Genomic DNA, 16451 nt, shown 5'->3' with positions numbered 1-16451 from the left:
AAGCTCGCCCGTTTCACGAACCGCAGAGGGTTCAATCCGATGGGGCTCGGATGCAACACGCCTTACAGCGTGCTGAACGGATCCGCCGTAGCGCCGGCGCCAACCGGTTGCTGGGCGACTTGAGTCGGCTGAGTCTGCTGCGGAGCGGACGCCGCCGGCTGAGCAGCTTGGACCGGAGCGGCTTGCGATTGGGCTGACGCTTGCTGACTGAGAACCTGCTGGTTTCTCGGGTATTCCTTGGCTTCCGGATCATTCGGAGCAAAGATGTCGCCGCCCTTGAGACTGGTTCGATCGTCTCGCTTTTCGATCGTCGCCAGAAACGTTCGACCGACAGCCAGGTTGAAGTCGATGTTGACCGGTTGACCCGGCGCCACTTGGGGCAGAACGCACAGCGCCTTTGCGGCGCGGCACAAAACCTTCGACGCGAACTCGCCGCCGTCTTTGTGCGACATATTCGGCAGGTTCAGGTAGCAGGTCCACTGCTTGCCGTTTTGCGTCGGATCGTCGCCGGCCAGCACTTTGCATTCCAGCTTGATGGCGCTGATCTGGCTGCCATCCTTCGAGACCGGGTTTTCGTCGACAGCGGTCACCAGGAAGTGATAGCGGCCGGCATGTTCCAGAAACGAGGAGACTTCCATGTTTTGCGGAGCGGTGAAAGAAACCATGGTCTAAAATCCTTCTAACGTGTTGCGATGGAAAAACAGAAACGTGATTTGGTTAAAACGGAACGTCTTCGTTCCAGAGTTGCTTGGCCTTGGCGGCCATTTTTTCTTTGAGGCTGATCGCTTCGGCGGCGGTCAGCTCGGCCAGACGTTTGCCCATGCTGGCGAGCAGCGGTTTCAGCTTGCCTTCGAGCCAGCCGGGTTCGTAGGTTTCGATTTGGCGAGCGACGTTCGTGATTGCGATCACGTCCTTCTCGCTGACCAGCGGTTCGTTCGACGGCTGTGATTGCTGCGGTTGCGGTGCGGTTTCCGTCGCCGCTTGCTGCGTCTCGCCGCTCGCTGGATAAACCACGTACGGCACGTCGACCGCATCGTCGCGAAAATCGCTGATCTCTTCCGGCGTGTACGCGCCGGAATTGACTTCCGGACAAAAGGCCCGAACGGCATCACTGACACAGCGAGCCCACAACATCTGCATCCGAGCGCGGGGCGTTGCGTAGTTCTTCTTGATGCCGCCGTTCTTGTCGCGAACGAACGGCTCTTGCTCGGCTTCTGCCCAAGTGAAGGTGAACTCCTGCTTCCGGCCGTCGCGTTCAAGCTCGATCGTCGCCGCTTCAGCGTCTCGCCGCACGATGAACGACTTGCCGCCGTGACGGGAATGAAAATCGGCCAGCATGGCGTCGGCTCGCATCGACAACTTGCCGTCGAGGAAGTGGTACGATCGCATCACCTCCATCATCGGAATGCCTTCTAGCAGCGACATGCCGGCGAGAACCTTGCCCTGGGCTTCATTTGCACAGCCAAACATCCGCGACTGTGCGACCTGGGAGCCGTAATATTCAATGAACTCCCGCATTTCGACGGCATTCATTCGCTTCGCTACGTCGCTCGCCTGCTGTTTCATGACCGCGACGTCGGTAGCTGTGGACATATTGACCTCTTGGAAACGATGGAATTGGAGCGAAAGAGAATCGGCCAGGAAGGGCTAAAGCGTGATGCCCATCGCGTCGATCCACGCGGCCGGCTGCTCGACGTCCGACTTCAGGTAGGCGATCGCCCGGTCGTAGTCGGTCGTCAGCATGTCGTAAAACTGCGAACCGTCGGTTCCTTCCGGCTTCCCGGCGGTTTTGAAGAACGCGGCCAGGGCGTCGAAGTTAGCCGCCGGCTTGTTCATTCGCTGGCCAAGGTTCCAATAGTCGAGCGTGTCGACGAAGAGGTCCGACCAGTAGCGGCCCTTGCGAGCGTTCGGCGGAACCGCGATATCGAGTGCCCAGCTACGGCGAACCAGAAACGGCAGGTCGAACTCGAAGATATTGTGGCCAACCATACTGCGGTGCGAATGCTCGTTCTTGCTGAATTGCGACCAGAAGGTGGTTATCATTTCCCGCTCGGACTTCTGCGTAATGTCCTGATGAACGAACGCCCCATTGTTGGCCGAGTAGTAGCCGATCGCGACCACCTGGCCAGTGATGGGCGAAAGCGCCGCTTTATCGATAAACTTCGCCCAGTGGTCGTCGGCCGCCGTCTTTTGGTCCTCCTCGAATTTGGCAACCGCTTCGGCATGCTTGGCCGCGGCATCGCGATACTTGGCGTCGATCTTCGCCTGGTCCTTGGTGTTACCAAGCTTCACCGAAGACGGGTCGAAATCACCCGGATGCTGAGCGGCCGGCAAATCAGGTAGAAACTTCCGTAGCGTCTCTTCGGGAGCTGGCCCGGTCTCAATATCAAACACGATCATCGCAATTCACCTTTTTCGTAAAGGCCGGCGAGCGATCCGTTTCTCGCCGGCGTTCCATCGCGTCCAACCGCCGACCAGCATCCCACTGGCCGTTGCTCGCATGAGCCGCAGCGTCCGTTCGTTCGTTAAACTTCCGCCTGGTCCTGTTTCTGCTTGTTCTCTCGATCGATCGCATCCATCACTTCCTGGCGGTGCACGCTGACGTTCTTGTGGGCGTCGATGCTAAACCGAACCTTGTCTCCGCGGATCGCGAAAGGCATGACCGACACACGGCGAAGCGACTCCTTGGCTTCTTCGGGGTTGGTGTCGATCAGGCGGATCACCTTGTCGAAATCGAAGACGATCGGCTCATTTACATGCCGCGACAAAACGAGAAACATGGTTTGCATCCTTGCGTTGAGGGTAAAAAGAGGTGGCCAGCTATCGACACTGACCACCTCCAGGGCGGTTGATGGGCCGACTTAAGACCCATCGGGACCAGCAACGAGCTGGAATTGCCGCGGCAGGATTTGAACCTGCGACCTCTTGGTTATGAGCCAAGCGAGCTAACCAGACTGCTCTACGCGGCGGTGCTAATAAAAAAGCCTCACGTACAAATTGCACGGGAGGCTGCCTCTTGACTGTCGCTTCCCGTGCGAAATCTAATTGTCTTGCGGCGTTAGGCCGCGCCAGCGAACCCCATGATCTGCGGCGGCTGAAAGGCCCCCGTTGGCGTCGGTGGCAACTGCTGTTGCGACGGCGGATCAAGTTCACCGCATGCGACCGAAACATGCTTTGGGGCGTCGATGCCAACGCGAACGCGGCCACCTCTTAGCTGATTGATCGTGATCACAATGTCATCGCCGATGCGAATGGTTTCGCCCGGTTTGCGTGTTAGAACTAGCAATGGTTGCTCCTCATGAATTCCGTTGTGCCAGTCCCAACGCGGGGCCGGCTGCATCACTTTTCCGGCTGATCATGCCGGCCCTCCGATGGTGTTCCATGCCTCATCGCGATCGTCGTCGATCGCGTGAGGCGACCTTCCTTGAAAGCCGCGTTCCATTCGCGGCCACATCCAGGTGTCTTGGTTATTTGGTGGCGTCGGGCTTGAAGAAGCGGAATTCGACAACCTTGCCATCGTGGTTGTATTCAAACGCAAGACCGCGCTTGCCCGCCTGTCGCTTGATTGATTGCCGGAATGCTGCTGGGTTGGTGGCGTCGATGTCTTTTCCGAGCGTGGCCGTATACCAACCGCCCTCGCACCACTTATCCCAGTCGTAAACTTCGGGGTGCCCTGGCCGTTTCTTTGTATCCAATCTTGGGGCGGCTATTCGCTTGACCATCCCTGCCTCCAAAGTAACTTTACTTGTTCGTCCGCTTGTTGAGCCATTTGTACATCCAGACTGGATTGTGTCAAGAGTTGTGCTACTCGAAGTGCTTTTACTTTCCGAGAGAATTGACCATGTACAGTTCGCAAGTCTTTGCCGCGAAAGAGTTTTGTATGGTCAAAAAAAGTTCTGAAAAACAGCAACCAAAGAAGCGAAAGCCGAATGAGCGATGGCCTTTTACTAGCGCAGACGTGCGCCGGTGGTCAAAGAATCTACGCAAACTGTCGGTTGCCCTGGACGAAATAGCCAAGGACATGGACCGTGCGGACATAGATGTCGTTCTTGGGATCGTCGCCAGCTTGGAATCAAAGCCGAAGGAACTCAAAAACACGATCTCGAAGCATATTCGCGACGTTGTAAAAGACGCTGGCGAGGAACGGGCCGTCCATTTAGCCAGGAATATCGACCTAGAATTAGAATTTGCGCCTAGCGATTTCGGAGAAATCCACGAAAGCTAGTTGCCTGAGAAGTAATCTTACTATTAAATGCACTTCACCCAAGGAGTGCATTATGCGAGATATAGCCGAGCGCCGATTCACGCCCGCCGAAGTTGCTAAATCTTATGGCGTACACGAACACAAGGTTCACGAGTGGATTCGAAGTGGTGAGCTTCGGGCAACTAACGTCGCTCGGCGCGGATCAACAAAGCCGCGATGGAAGATTCGCGCCTCGGACTGGGAGGCGTTTGAAGAATTGCGACGCAACCGCAAGCAAGAAAAGTCGCCGGCTCGATCGCATCGAAGTGTGGTTGACGAGCGAATAGCTAAGGCAAAACGACGATTCTAGGCACTGGATAGAGCCATTCTCGCACAAAGCTGACGACGCTCTCTAGCCGTTCTGGACCGATCCATTCTCGGTATTCGGTCGCCATTGTCTCTTTCGCGTGGCCCATGATATGGTCGACGGCGACCTGATCACGGCTCTCCCCGCCGATTGTTTCGAACGTGTGCCGCATCCAGTAAAACGTACCTTTTGTGCCGGCAAATCCTCGTATCTTTGCGAACTCCTTGCTGACTGCGTTTTCAGAATCGCGAACATATCGCAGTCCGTACTTCGTGATGAAAACCAAGTCCTGGTCCTCTTCATGCTGCGGATTAGGGCGCCTCGGCAGATATGCCTCGATCGCCGCTACTGTCTCAGGCCACAATGGACACCGGCGTTCAATCCCTGTCTTTGGTCGCGGGAGTGTGTGCCAGCCGCCTTTGAGATCGAGATATTGAAACGTCAGGCTCGCACAGTCGTTGTTGCCAAATCCGCAATTTGCCGCCAGCAGCAGCATTGCCCGCATCGGTGGAGTTGCACGACGTATCAATTCTCGAGCCTGTTCGACCGTGAACATCTGCGGTCCCTTGGCTTGCTTCTGGCGCCGTAGTGCAGACTTTGGCGGCCGCTTGAACTGGTTGCCGAATCGAACTGGATGAGCGATAAGCCCCTCGTCATAGGCGTATTTGAGAACAATGCGAATCCGGTTGATCTCGTTGCCGATAGTTCGCAGCCCCAATGTCTTCGCCATCTCCTCGCGCAGTTGCTGAAAGTCGGCCGCTTGCAGGTGTTCGACGATCGTGTCTCGGCCGAAAAACTTGACTATCCGCTCGCATGTCTCAACGTAGTCTTGATGTGTTGACCGAACGATTTCCCCAACTGAAAGCTTGTAGTCCTGAGTTTCGCAAAAAACATTGCATAATCCCCACAGACGCAGCCCCTTGGCTTCCGGGTTTGGTGGCTTACGACCGGCCTTGAGGTAGTCTACCTGCTCCAGATATCGCGCCAGAGCCGCTTCATGATCGCGCCAGGGGCCGAAGTAGTGAAACTTGCCGTTGATCTTCTTGCACCACCGGCCAGATGCGTGCGCGAAAAGAGGGAATTCGGGGTATGGCTTAGATGGCTTTTCGCCTTTAGACTTAGACACCTGACACCCGACAGAAGAGGCGAATTGGACAAGTCGAAAACTGTCCTAAACAGTGTGCCTAGATGGTGAATCGGTGTCAAGCATGGTGTCAAACGAGAATTCCTGGCGATCCACGATCCGCTACAACTCATTGCACACAAGCACTTTGGGCCAGTAGCTCAGTCGGTTAGAGCAGGGGACTCATAATCCCTTGGTCGCGGGTTCGAGTCCTGCCTGGCCTACTCGATTATGCGGGGATTTTTGCATGTTTGTGACTTCCAGATTTCCCTGATTTTGCTCGTTTCGTACCTATTCTGTATCAGTTCTGTACCCGCTGGACAGCTTGTATTTCTGAAGCATCATCGACCTATTCCGGAACGCGGACCGAAAGCTGGTCTGGGTGATACTGTCTGAACGTGTGGCCGGTACCCTCCCCACGGCGATCGCACCATAAATCACGTCGCCAGCAACCCTTCCAGCAGATAGGCGTCGTTCCGCCCCGCTTTTAGCCGCTTGTTCTTCACGCCCACCTTCGCCGTTTTGTTGTTCTTCAAGAGGCTCAAGCTCGTTCTTCGCAGCAGGCTGAAGTTAATATCTGCGTGTCCTTTGCGGATGCGGCTTTGGTCTTCGCCGAACGTTACGTCGAGTTGCCAGTGGAGCGAATTCTCGATGCTCCAGTGACCACGCACCGCTTCGGCGAAGCGTTTGCCCGTGAGGTATTTGCTCACAATATAGTAACGGACGTCGCTTGTCTCTTTCCCGTTTTGCGTCACGATGTTGATCGTCATGCCGATCGCTTTCAAATTCTTCCACTTGCTCGCGTACGGAAAGTCCTCCGCATCGATCGGGCAGAGATAATAGTAGCGCGACTCCTCGCGGCCATGCCCTTTCTCATGCGTTTCGTGACGATGAACTTTCAGCTTCTTGAAGTCGACTTCCATCGCGGCGACGAAGTGATCGCGAATCGCTTGATGCAGGTATCGCTGATTTCCTTTGATCGCCAGGCAATAATCGCCGCCTGCATCGACGATCTTGGCGGCGATCTCTTTCTGACAACCCATCGCGTCGATCGTCACCAAACAGCCGGAAACCTCGATGATTTCGAGCAATTTCGGAATCGCCGTGATCTCGTTACTCTTGGCGTCGGTCGCGACTTGACCGAGGCTGACATGGTTGGCGGTCGCCCAAGCGCTGACCATGTGAATGGCCGCCTTGCTGCTGGCGGCGTCGAAACTGTGCCGCAACGTCTTGCCGTCGATCGCGATGATTTGTCCGTCAGTGATCTCTTGCAGAGCCGTGATCCAACTCAGCAAACACTTCTCGAATTCGGCCGGCTTCAGCGCGCCCAGAATCGCGTTGAAACGATCATGCGAAGGGACGCCGGTGCTCATGTCGAGAAACTTCGAAAGCCACTCCTTCTTATCCTCCGCCCAATCGGCGATCGCGACAAAATCATCCGCCCCGCCGAGCACCGCGCAGAGCGACATCGTGACGATGTTGACCAGCGGATAAGTCACCTTCCGCGTGCGCGGATCGGTCAGGTCGGCAAAGTGCTGTTGAATCGAAGCGGCCGAAGAAGAAGACATGCGGAAGACCTCCCTGCAAAGCGAACGCCTGGCGGCGAAACGGACATCGCAAAAACGCCAAGACGTACTTGCCGGATTATCGCAGATTGCCCATCATGGCGCAATCGCCGTGCCAGATACGCCAACAGGCGATTTTCGTTAATTTCTAGGTGATATCGCATTCGTAAAACGGCATGAATCCTGCCGTGTCTCTTTCGATTCTTCGGTGAGACAGCGTTTTTCCAGCCGCCCAGATCTCCTTCTTCGTGGGGCCACAAAAAAACCGGGCAATGGTAAAAAATACTTCCCCACTTGGCAATTGAAATCGCTACATTCGTTCGATAGCTTATAGCCTCACTGAGCGGAAAACAGGACACAATTGCGGCATCCTTCTCTGGAGCTTCTTTCTCCCATGCGTCAGCGTAAGAAATCTTCGTGGAAGCAGGCTATTTCTCAGTTCGTGGAAGCTCCTCGGGCGTCCCGCAAGAGCCATATCGGCACGACCAAACGAAACCATGCGGTCGAGACGCTCGACCGGCGTGATCTACTGGCATTTGATATAAGTACATATGTTGCTGGTAACTTTATTCCTCCAACCACACCAGCAGGCCCTGGTCTAGTTCAAGTATCGAACACAGAGGCCAGCTACACCATTACCCAATCGGATATCCAATCGGACGCGAACGGTAGCTATATCACTTTTGAAGTGGTGAACAGTAGTACTGCCGGAGAAGTTGCTAATAGTGTCGGAGTCGGTGTGGAAGGGTTTACTTTAGACGGAGTTTCTCAGGAATCTGATCAGTACACCTCCATGGCAGCGGGAACTCAATGGAGCCATCGCCTGTACTTCGATCCCTCCGTTTCTTTTAGTGATGCAACACTGACATGGGACGCCGTTACCAGCAATGCTACTGGCCCTGTTCTATATGGTCGGGATTTCGGAGTAGTGACTTTATCCTACGTGGCTCCCAGCCCAGCCCCCGAAATCGCCGTCAGCACAAGCGGGACAGGGAATATTCCCGACAATACGGGTTCGGTATCTTTTGGAAGTACGACGGTAGGCACACCGGTCTACAAGACGTTTACGGTCAACAACACCGGCAATGCCAACCTCGTATTGGATCAGATCAATCTGCCGACCGGTTTTTCGCTGCTCAAAGACTTCGGCGATACGACGCCTGGCGCCTACTCTGACAATAACTCGAGTACGACGCTAACCGTCGCAGCCAATTCCAGCACGACTTTCCAAGTTCAAATGAACGCCGCAGCGGTCGGGACTTTCTCTGGCACGCTTTCTTTCACCACCAACGACAGCGACGAGAATCCCTTCAACTTCACGATTAGCGGAAGCGTGGCGGGCGTGCCGGAAATCGCGGTCTTTCCTAACCTGACCGCGACGGGTGACGAAATTGACGACAACGTCGACGTGATTTCGCTCGGCTCGTCGCCGACCGGGGCAACGGTGACGAAAAAATTCCTGGTCCGAAATACCGGGACAGGCGTGCTCTCGCTTAATTCGATCAATTTGCCCAGTGGGTACTCGCTGTTACATGATTTCACCAGCACGAGTTTGGCGCCCAATACAACAACGACGTTTGAAATCGAACTCGATACTTCGGTTTCCGGAACGTTCGCCGGCGAGATTTCCTTCGGCACAAATGATAACACGGACGGCGAAAATCCCTTCAACTTCTACGTAACGGCAACCGTCTACGACGTTCCCGAAATCGCCGTCAGCACAAGCGGGACAGGGAATATTTCCGACAATACGGGTTCCGTATCTTTTGGAAATACGACGGTAGGCACACCGGTCTACAAGACGTTTACGGTCAACAACACCGGCAATGCCAACCTCGTATTGGATCAGATCAATCTGCCGACCGGTTTTTCGCTGCTCAAAGACTTCGGCGATACGACGCCTGGCGCCTACTCTGACAATAACTCGAGTACGACGCTAACCGTCGCAGCCAATTCCAGCACGACTTTCCAAGTTCAAATGAACGCCGCAGCGGTCGGGACTTTCTCTGGCACGCTTTCTTTCACCACCAACGACAGCGACGAGAATCCCTTCAACTTCACGATTAGCGGGGAGGTAACCGGCTACGCTGCCTCGGTCAGTCCTGAGGACGATCAAGATCCCATCGCCAACCAAGATACCGAGAGCACTGATCCCAATGTCTGCAATTGTTCGTGCGGATGCGATTCGGGAACCGATCTGGACGTCAACGTACAAAACACGGTCACCGCGGATACCGTGCAACTCGTCGTCGAAGTGTCGGTCGACCCTGCGCTGCAGATTAGCGATACATTGACCGTCACGGCCAGCATTGGCGGCGTCGCAATGACGACCAGCGACACCAGCGCTTTCAATTTGAGCGGCAGTCGCTCGGAGAATCTGCTGGGGAAGGTGGTGTTTACGATTGCTCGCAGCGCACTAAGTGGCGATGGTAACATCGACTATACGGTCACCCTGACCAGCGCAAACGACTGGCTAGAAGATGGCCCACACGAAGAAACGGGGCAAGTCGATATTGGCACAGGCGGCGTCGCCACCAATGGCGTCATGAAAGCCAATGTTCGTACCAATGGGATCGACCTCAACCTCGGCAACGGGAGGTCCATCTACCTGGCCAGCGATGGATTGGGCGGATACGACATGCCGGAAGGGGAGTTTGGATCGTTTGGGGCGCTGTCGGGCGGCGGCTATCAATACACCAGTCGTTACGGCCATACTTACGTTTTTGACTCCGATGGCTATCAGACCAGTCGGACGCAGGCGGACGGTCACGAAACGACCTACAGCTATACGACCAGCGGCGGCAAAAAAGTCTTGGCCGGCATTTCCGGGGCCGAAGATACGTTTACCTACGCTTACACCAGCGGAAAACTGACCAGCATCACCAATACCAAGGGTTGGTTGATGTCGATGACGTACGATACCAACGGACTGCTCGAGACGATCACGCGTGAAGATCCTGATGGCGCCGGGCCTCTCGCGGCTCCGGTTACAACCTATGCCTACAATTCCGGCGGCCAGATCACGTCGATCACCAAGCCCGGCGGCCTGGTCACTTCGTACACCTACGATTCAACGGGGCGAGTCGCCACGGTGACCGAGCCGGATGGATCGGTCACGACGTATAGTTCCGCCACGAAGTCGTTGGTCGACAACGGTACGTCGATCGAGACGATCACCGACAGTCAGGGAATCACGATGCAATACGAGTACGACTCGCTCGGCAACGTGATTCGTGAAATCGATGGCGAAGGGAACGAAACGATCTACGAGCGCGACGCCAATGGCTTGGCGACCAAGATCACCTACGCTGATCCCGATGACGCAGGACCGCTGACTTCATCGGTGTTCGAATACACCTATGACAGCCGCGGCAACATGCTGACCGAAACGCTCCCTGACGCGTCAGTACGAACTTGGGTTTACCACACGACCTGGAACAAGCCGGTTCAATACACCGATGCCAACGGCAATATCTCGCTTTACGCGTACGACTCAACCCACAAGTGGCTGCTGTCCGAAACGGCTGTTGTTGGCGTGATCGATGATCTGGTGAATCTCGAAACGGACGATCTCACGTACACGTACACCTACACGCCTGCTCCCACCACAACCGGCGACGCGCCGATCGGGCTCTTGGCTTCGATGACCGCTCCGGATGGCGTCGTTACCGAATACGAATACGACGAAGACGGCAATCTGACCAAGACCACCTTCGCAGCCGGGACGGCGGACGAAGCCTACACGACGGCGACCTACGATTCGGCCGGCAATATGCTGACGGAGACCGACGAACTGGGCAACGTGACGACCTATACCTACGACGCTCTCAGTCGAGTGACGTCGATGACATCGGCCGATCCCGATGGCGCGGGACCGCAGGTTGCGAGCGTGATCAGCTATACCTACAACGCGATGGGATTTATTGCGACCGAAACGCTTAACAGTCGCACGACGACCTATGCTTACAATTCGAGCGGCACGCTCACTTCGGTGACCGAAGAAGATCCCGACGACGCCGGGCCGCTTACCGCGCCGGTGACCAGCTATACCTACGATAGCCACGGCAACGTTCTGACGATCACCGATCCGCTTGGCGCCGTCACCACCTACGGCTATACCGATGGGCTGCTCACCTCGATCACCGAGGCAGATCCCGATGGCGCCGGCCCGCAATCTTCACCGGTCACCACCTTCACCTATAACGACAACGGTCAGATTCTCACGGAGACCGATCCGCTCGGCCGGGTCACGACGTATACATACGACGACCTCGGCCGCCTGATCGAAGCGACGCTGCCCGACCCCGACGGCGCCGTCGTCACGCTCCAGTCGCTCAGCGAAACGACGACGTACGACGTGATGGGGCGAATCGCCAGCATCACCGATATCTACGGCGTCACGACCAGCTACACTTACGACCACGAAGGAAATTTACTAACGGAGACGACGCCGCTCGGCACGACCACCTACGAATACGATGAGCTAAATCGCCTGGTTAAGGAAACCTCCGCCGATCCCGATGGCGCTGGCGCTCTGTCCGCGTTCGTCACCATCTACGCCTATAACGCCGTCGGCATGCTCGCTTCGGTCACCACCTCCAGCGGCGTCACCAGCTACGCCTATGACAATCGCCGCCGTCGCACCAGCGTAACGCTACCAGATCCGGACGGCGCTGGATCGCAGACCGCGCCGGTTACCAGCTACACCTACGACGACGCCGGCAATCTGTTGACCGAAACCGACGCGCTCGGCCGGATAACTAGCTACGACTACGATGCGCTAAATCGACAAATCGAAGTTACCTCCCCTGATCCCGATGACGCCGGCCCGCTTACTTCCCCCGTCACCAGCTACGAATATGACGAGTATGGCCAACTCGTCAGCATGACCGACCCCAACGGCGGCGTAACCAGTTATGACTACGACGATCTCGGCCGTCTGGTGAAAGAGATTCTCGCCGATCCCGATGGCGCTGGCGCCCTCGTCTCGCCGGAGATCGAATACGCCTACGACGCCGCCGGGCAGCTCTACAGCGTGACCGACGAACTAGGCAACATCACCACGTACGACTACGACGCCCTCGGCCGGTTGATCAAAATCACCGCCGCCGATCCCGATGGCCCCGGCGGCCAGACTGCTCCCATCACCAGCTACGTCTTCGATGCGGCCGGGCAACTGACCAGCGAAACCGATCCGCTCGGCCGGAAGACTAGTTACACCTACGATGCGATGGGGCGGCTGCTTGTGGAAACGCTTCCCGACCCTGACGAGGCCGGGCCGCTCACTGTCCCGTACACGTCATACACCTACGGCAGCGACGGTCGCCTGACCAGCACCATCGATACCGAAGGCCAAACGGTCAGCTACACCTACACTTCCGCCGGCCAAGTCGCCACGATGACCGATCCCCGCGGCGTCACGACCTACGCCTACGATGCGTTGGGGCGTACGATTTCGACCACCGAGCCTGACCCCGATGGCGCCGGCCCGCTTTCGGCGCCGGTGACGACCTACGCTTACAACGACGACGGTCAGTTGGAATCGATGTCGACCAGCGAAGGGACGACCAGCTACGAGTACGATGATCTCGGCCGCACCGTAAAGGTGACGATGCCCGATCCAGACGGGGGCGGTTCGCTGCTCGCTGCTTGGACCATCTACGAATATGACGCGTTGGGGCGAACCGTCAGCGAAACTGATCGCCTAGGCCACGAGACCAGCTACGACTACGACAACCTCGGCCGCCTCATCAAAAAGACCGACGCCGAGGGAGGCGAAACGGAATACACCTACGACGCCAACGGCAATCGCCTGACGCTGACCGATCCGGAAGAGAACACGACCACCTGGACGTACGATCTATTGAATCGGATGCTCACCAATACGAATGAGCTGAACGACACGCGTTATTACGAGTACGACGCCGCCGGAAACTTGGTCGAATACACCGACCGCAACGGCCGGGTGATTGAGTACGAATACGATAATTTACAGCGGCGCATCAGTGAAACGTGGCTCGACGGGGTGACCACGGTCAACACGATCACCTACGGTTATGACGCCGCGTCGCAGCTCGTGTCGGTCGCCGATTCCACCGCCGCCTACGATTTTACGTACGATCGCCTCGGCCGCATCACCAGCACTGAAGTCGACCTGGCGGCGCTCGGCTACGACGTGGTTCTCGATCAAGCGTACGACGCGCTCAACCGCCGCATCAGCCTGGCGGCCGAAATCGACGGCACGGACGATTTTAAGAATGAATACGCCTATGACTTCCTGAACCGTCTAACGCAGGTCAACCAGGCAGGCCAAGTCGGCGGCAATACGGTTGCCGAAAAGCGAGTCGACTTCACTTACGACGCCGACGACAAATACCAGTTCACGTCGATCACGCGCTACGCCGATCTGGCCGGAACCGATACGATCGCAACCAGCACCTACGGCTACGACTTCGCCGATCGCCTGACCAGTCTGACCTATGTTGACAGCGGCAGCAGCACATTGGCTGGCTACACCTGGAGCTATGATTCGGCCAATCGAGTCACTGGCTTCACGGTCTACGGTCATTCCGCCGAAGATGCGACCTACAACTACGACGACACTAACCAGCTGGAAGGCGCCGACTACACCGGCACGGCGAACGACGAGTCGTACACCTACGACGACAACGGCAACCGCACCAACACCGGCTACAGTACCGGCGACAACAACCAGCTTCTCTCCGACGGGACGTACAATTACACCTACGACGCCGAAGGAAATCGCCTGACGAGAACGAACATCTCGACCGGCGACTACGAGGTTTTTGAGTACGACCATCGCGATCGTTTAGAAAGCGTCACGAAGTACGACGACTCCGACGTCAAGCAGTGGAAAGTTGACTACGGCTACGACGCGTTCAACCAACTCGTCAGCCGCGAGGCCGACACCAACGGCGACGGCACGGTTGATCAGTCAGGCTACTTCATCATCGACAATGGCCAGATCGTGCTGGTGCTAGACGACACTGGCGACGTGGAGCATCGAACGCTCTGGGGGCCACAGGTCGATCAACTGCTGGCCGACGAAAACGGGGCTGGCGACCTCTTCTGGGCGCTGACCGACAACCAAAACACGGTCCGCGACTACGTCGAGTACGACGACTCAACCGACGTAACGTCAATCGTCAACCACATCGCCTACGACGCGGTCGGCAAAGTCGCTAGTGAAACCAACGGCAGCCTCGACGCCTTCCGCTTCCGCTACACCGGCAAATACGTCGATCCGCTGACTGGGCTGCAGTACAATCTCAACCGCTGGTACGACCCCGCCACGGCGCGGTGGATGAGCCAGGATCCGATTGAGTTTGAAGCGGGGGATGCGAATCTTTATCGGTATGTAGGGAATGGGCATCTGAGTTGGGTAGATCCATCGGGCCTTGTACCAGCTTGGCCAGTACGTGGCAGCCGCTACTATGGCGGCACCATGATCACAGAAGATGTCGAAAAGGGAATTCATTCACCTCATGTCGTAATATCATCATTTGTCGTTCCAGCCGTTATTGCAGGAGGTGCAGCAGCGGTCGCCGCCGGCGCCATTCCTGCAGCGACCTCTGCAGGTTCTTCCGCAATGACGAGCCTAAATAGCGCAACAACTTCGGCATATATTTATGGAAGTTCCGCGGCATCCACCACTACTGGAAAAGCGTTGATCACAGCTGGGGGGGGAGCACTCGCGGGCCTCGACTACTACTACCGATACGAAGAAGCAGGTGGTCACAATGGAGCTCTTAATTCCTATTGCACCGACATGCAACGTGATCCAGCATTATTTCATTTCACGTGGGAGCAACAGCTTCTTCGGAGTGGCGTCCGCTCCGCAAGTACCTCGCTTGCTGATGATATCGAAGACTTCTATGCTGGCCAACAACGTCGCAATTCGGGAACAAGATCAAGTCTACTAGGTCCTGATGGAAAGCCATTGTCTGGTCCTTCACTGAATGACACTTATAAACCTCTGCTTGGAGCAGATGGGAAGCCAATTCATGATCCAAATATTCTGAGTGGACACGGCGTATTCCTACCAGGAAATGGCACCGTAAAAGTCCCGGAAGGCACCTCGGTGACTGTATATACAAATCACGGCAACACAATTTTTGATGACGTGGGAGGCAAGGTAGACCAAGGGCTTACACCTGACTACTACGAAATCTACGGTGCTCAAACGTATCTCCCAGGTGCACAGATGCCAAACTACACGCTGACGCCGCCTAGCGGCTTGCACATCCAGGGCAATCCTACAACCGTGACCCGACCATATAACTTAAGCAGCTTTTTGAGACCCAACCAAGGCAACGTAAAGTGGTCAGCATGCGTGGAAGAGATTGAATCACTCGAGTCCGTTGGGGTGAAGGTCAATCCTGAGGCCCCATGATCTATTGCGAGTCGTTTATGGACAATTACGAATCGCAAGAAGTTGGTTAAATTCATGCACTAGGGTAAACTTTGCTTTTATCGCTACGTCCGCAGTCGACTTTCATGAATTGGAAAAAAGCAATGAACGAAACTGACGTCGATCATCGCAACACTAAATTGGCGAAACAAGTATTGCTACTTGCCGATTCGCCGAATAAAGAAAACCAACGAACGTTTTTTCAAGAGCTGCAAAATGGACGCGTTGGAATAAAAATCCCGCAGGAATTGGGCGCTGTCCCCAGCGGTGACTATGTCACAATGCCATCGAGCGACTTGCGAATTCCCATCGCTACCTTGCCAAGCGGGGAAGCGATGCTGCTGGTTCTCGCCAATGTTGCTTGGCTCAGTTCCGTCGAACCAGATTCGGTATTTGTCGAACTGAAAGGACGTGAAGTACTACAAATCGCTAAGAACGAGGCGATGGGAATCATCGTTCAAGTTCTTGGGCCTGAGCGACAAGGTTGGAGTGGCGTTTCAGCGACCGATGTTGCGAAAATTCTCGGATAGCGTCCGAGTTCGTTAGCGGCTTCAGGGTGGCAACGTTAAGGAAGACGGAACGGAGGAGCAAAGGGGGGAAAATTCTGTTCGGTGAGGTGGCCTAGACTTGTGCGGACGCGGGAACCTCTAAGACTGTAGGCTGAGAAGCGCCAAATTCAAGCAGGCAACGGCAGCAAAAGAAGCTCACCACGGGGATTTGCACCTGCCCATTAATCTTCCGATGGTTAGTTCACGCATGAGCGCAGCAAGATGCGGCACGAT

General features: G+C 55.9%; 13 protein-coding genes and 2 tRNA genes. 6 read left to right on the top strand and 9 right to left on the bottom strand.

The annotated features are described in order from the left end of the window. Positions 1 to 62 precede the first annotated feature (62 nt). The 7 genes from Enr8_RS20665 to Enr8_RS20635 form a co-directional block, all read right to left on the bottom strand. Entirely contained in the window at positions 63 to 665 is a 603-nt protein-coding gene (locus Enr8_RS20665) for a hypothetical protein (protein ID WP_146435330.1), read from the bottom strand. Positions 666 to 717: 52 nt separating this feature from the next. Beyond that, complete coding sequence (locus tag Enr8_RS20660) at positions 718 to 1593, bottom strand: recombinase RecT (RefSeq protein ID WP_146435328.1); 876 nt, start codon at positions 1591 to 1593, stop codon at positions 718 to 720. Between the two features lie 54 nt (positions 1594 to 1647). Then, the gene (locus Enr8_RS20655) at positions 1648 to 2400 is read right to left on the bottom strand and encodes a 3'-5' exonuclease family protein (RefSeq protein WP_146435326.1); all 753 of its coding nucleotides are present in this window, start codon (positions 2398 to 2400) and stop codon (positions 1648 to 1650) included. A 125-nt stretch (positions 2401 to 2525) separates the two neighbouring features. Then, positions 2526 to 2780 carry a carbon storage regulator gene (locus Enr8_RS20650; protein WP_146435324.1) on the bottom strand — a complete coding sequence of 85 codons (255 nt, stop codon included), beginning with the start codon at positions 2778 to 2780 and terminating at the stop codon, positions 2526 to 2528. 114 nt (positions 2781 to 2894) lie between these two features. Beyond that, positions 2895 to 2969 (bottom strand) — tRNA-Met (locus Enr8_RS20645). 89 nt (positions 2970 to 3058) lie between these two features. Beyond that, a complete protein-coding gene (locus Enr8_RS20640; protein WP_146435322.1) occupies positions 3059 to 3286 on the bottom strand; it encodes a carbon storage regulator in 228 nt (75 codons plus the stop codon). A 181-nt stretch (positions 3287 to 3467) separates the two neighbouring features. Beyond that, positions 3468 to 3722, bottom strand: a complete 255-nt coding sequence (locus Enr8_RS20635; protein ID WP_146435320.1) for a hypothetical protein — start codon at positions 3720 to 3722, stop codon at positions 3468 to 3470. 119 nt (positions 3723 to 3841) lie between these two features. Between Enr8_RS20635 and Enr8_RS20630 the strand changes: the two genes are divergently transcribed. Together Enr8_RS20630 and Enr8_RS26640 are read left to right on the top strand one after the other, a co-directional pair. Further along, entirely contained in the window at positions 3842 to 4225 is a 384-nt protein-coding gene (locus Enr8_RS20630; protein ID WP_146435318.1) for a hypothetical protein, read from the top strand. Between the two features lie 52 nt (positions 4226 to 4277). Continuing rightward, the gene (locus Enr8_RS26640; protein ID WP_146435315.1) at positions 4278 to 4553 is read left to right on the top strand and encodes a helix-turn-helix domain-containing protein; all 276 of its coding nucleotides are present in this window, start codon (positions 4278 to 4280) and stop codon (positions 4551 to 4553) included. On the opposite strand, the gene Enr8_RS20620 is transcribed toward Enr8_RS26640, so the two are convergent. Then, positions 4531 to 5676 (bottom strand): site-specific integrase, encoded by a 1146-nt coding sequence (locus Enr8_RS20620; protein WP_146435313.1) that lies wholly within the window; start codon positions 5674 to 5676, stop codon positions 4531 to 4533. The genes Enr8_RS26640 and Enr8_RS20620 overlap by 23 nt on opposite strands. 147 nt (positions 5677 to 5823) lie before the next feature. On the opposite strand from Enr8_RS20620, the gene Enr8_RS20615 reads away from it, so the two are divergent. Continuing rightward, a tRNA-Ile gene (locus Enr8_RS20615) sits at positions 5824 to 5897 on the top strand. 213 nt (positions 5898 to 6110) lie between these two features. On the opposite strand, the gene Enr8_RS20610 is transcribed toward Enr8_RS20615, so the two are convergent. Continuing rightward, positions 6111 to 7241 carry an ISAs1 family transposase gene (locus tag Enr8_RS20610; RefSeq protein WP_146435311.1) on the bottom strand — a complete coding sequence of 377 codons (1131 nt, stop codon included), beginning with the start codon at positions 7239 to 7241 and terminating at the stop codon, positions 6111 to 6113. Here Enr8_RS20610 and Enr8_RS25570 point away from each other — a divergent pair. The 3 genes from Enr8_RS25570 (at position 7240) to Enr8_RS20600 (ending at position 16199) form a co-directional block, all read left to right on the top strand. Further along, a complete protein-coding gene (locus tag Enr8_RS25570; protein WP_186767771.1) occupies positions 7240 to 7383 on the top strand; it encodes a hypothetical protein in 144 nt (47 codons plus the stop codon). The genes Enr8_RS20610 and Enr8_RS25570 overlap by 2 nt on opposite strands. A gap of 783 nt (positions 7384 to 8166) precedes the next feature. Continuing rightward, positions 8167 to 15651 (top strand): choice-of-anchor D domain-containing protein, encoded by a 7485-nt coding sequence (locus tag Enr8_RS20605; RefSeq protein ID WP_186767770.1) that lies wholly within the window; start codon positions 8167 to 8169, stop codon positions 15649 to 15651. Positions 15652 to 15773: 122 nt separating this feature from the next. Beyond that, entirely contained in the window at positions 15774 to 16199 is a 426-nt protein-coding gene (locus Enr8_RS20600) for an SseB family protein (protein WP_186767769.1), read from the top strand. Positions 16200 to 16451 lie beyond the last annotated feature (252 nt).

The organism is Blastopirellula retiformator, assembly GCF_007859755.1.
GTDB classification, from domain to species: Bacteria; Planctomycetota; Planctomycetia; order Pirellulales; family Pirellulaceae; genus Blastopirellula; species Blastopirellula retiformator.
The sequence above is the reverse complement of the archived record's forward strand: the minus strand, read 5'-3'. Positions and strand labels throughout refer to the sequence as shown.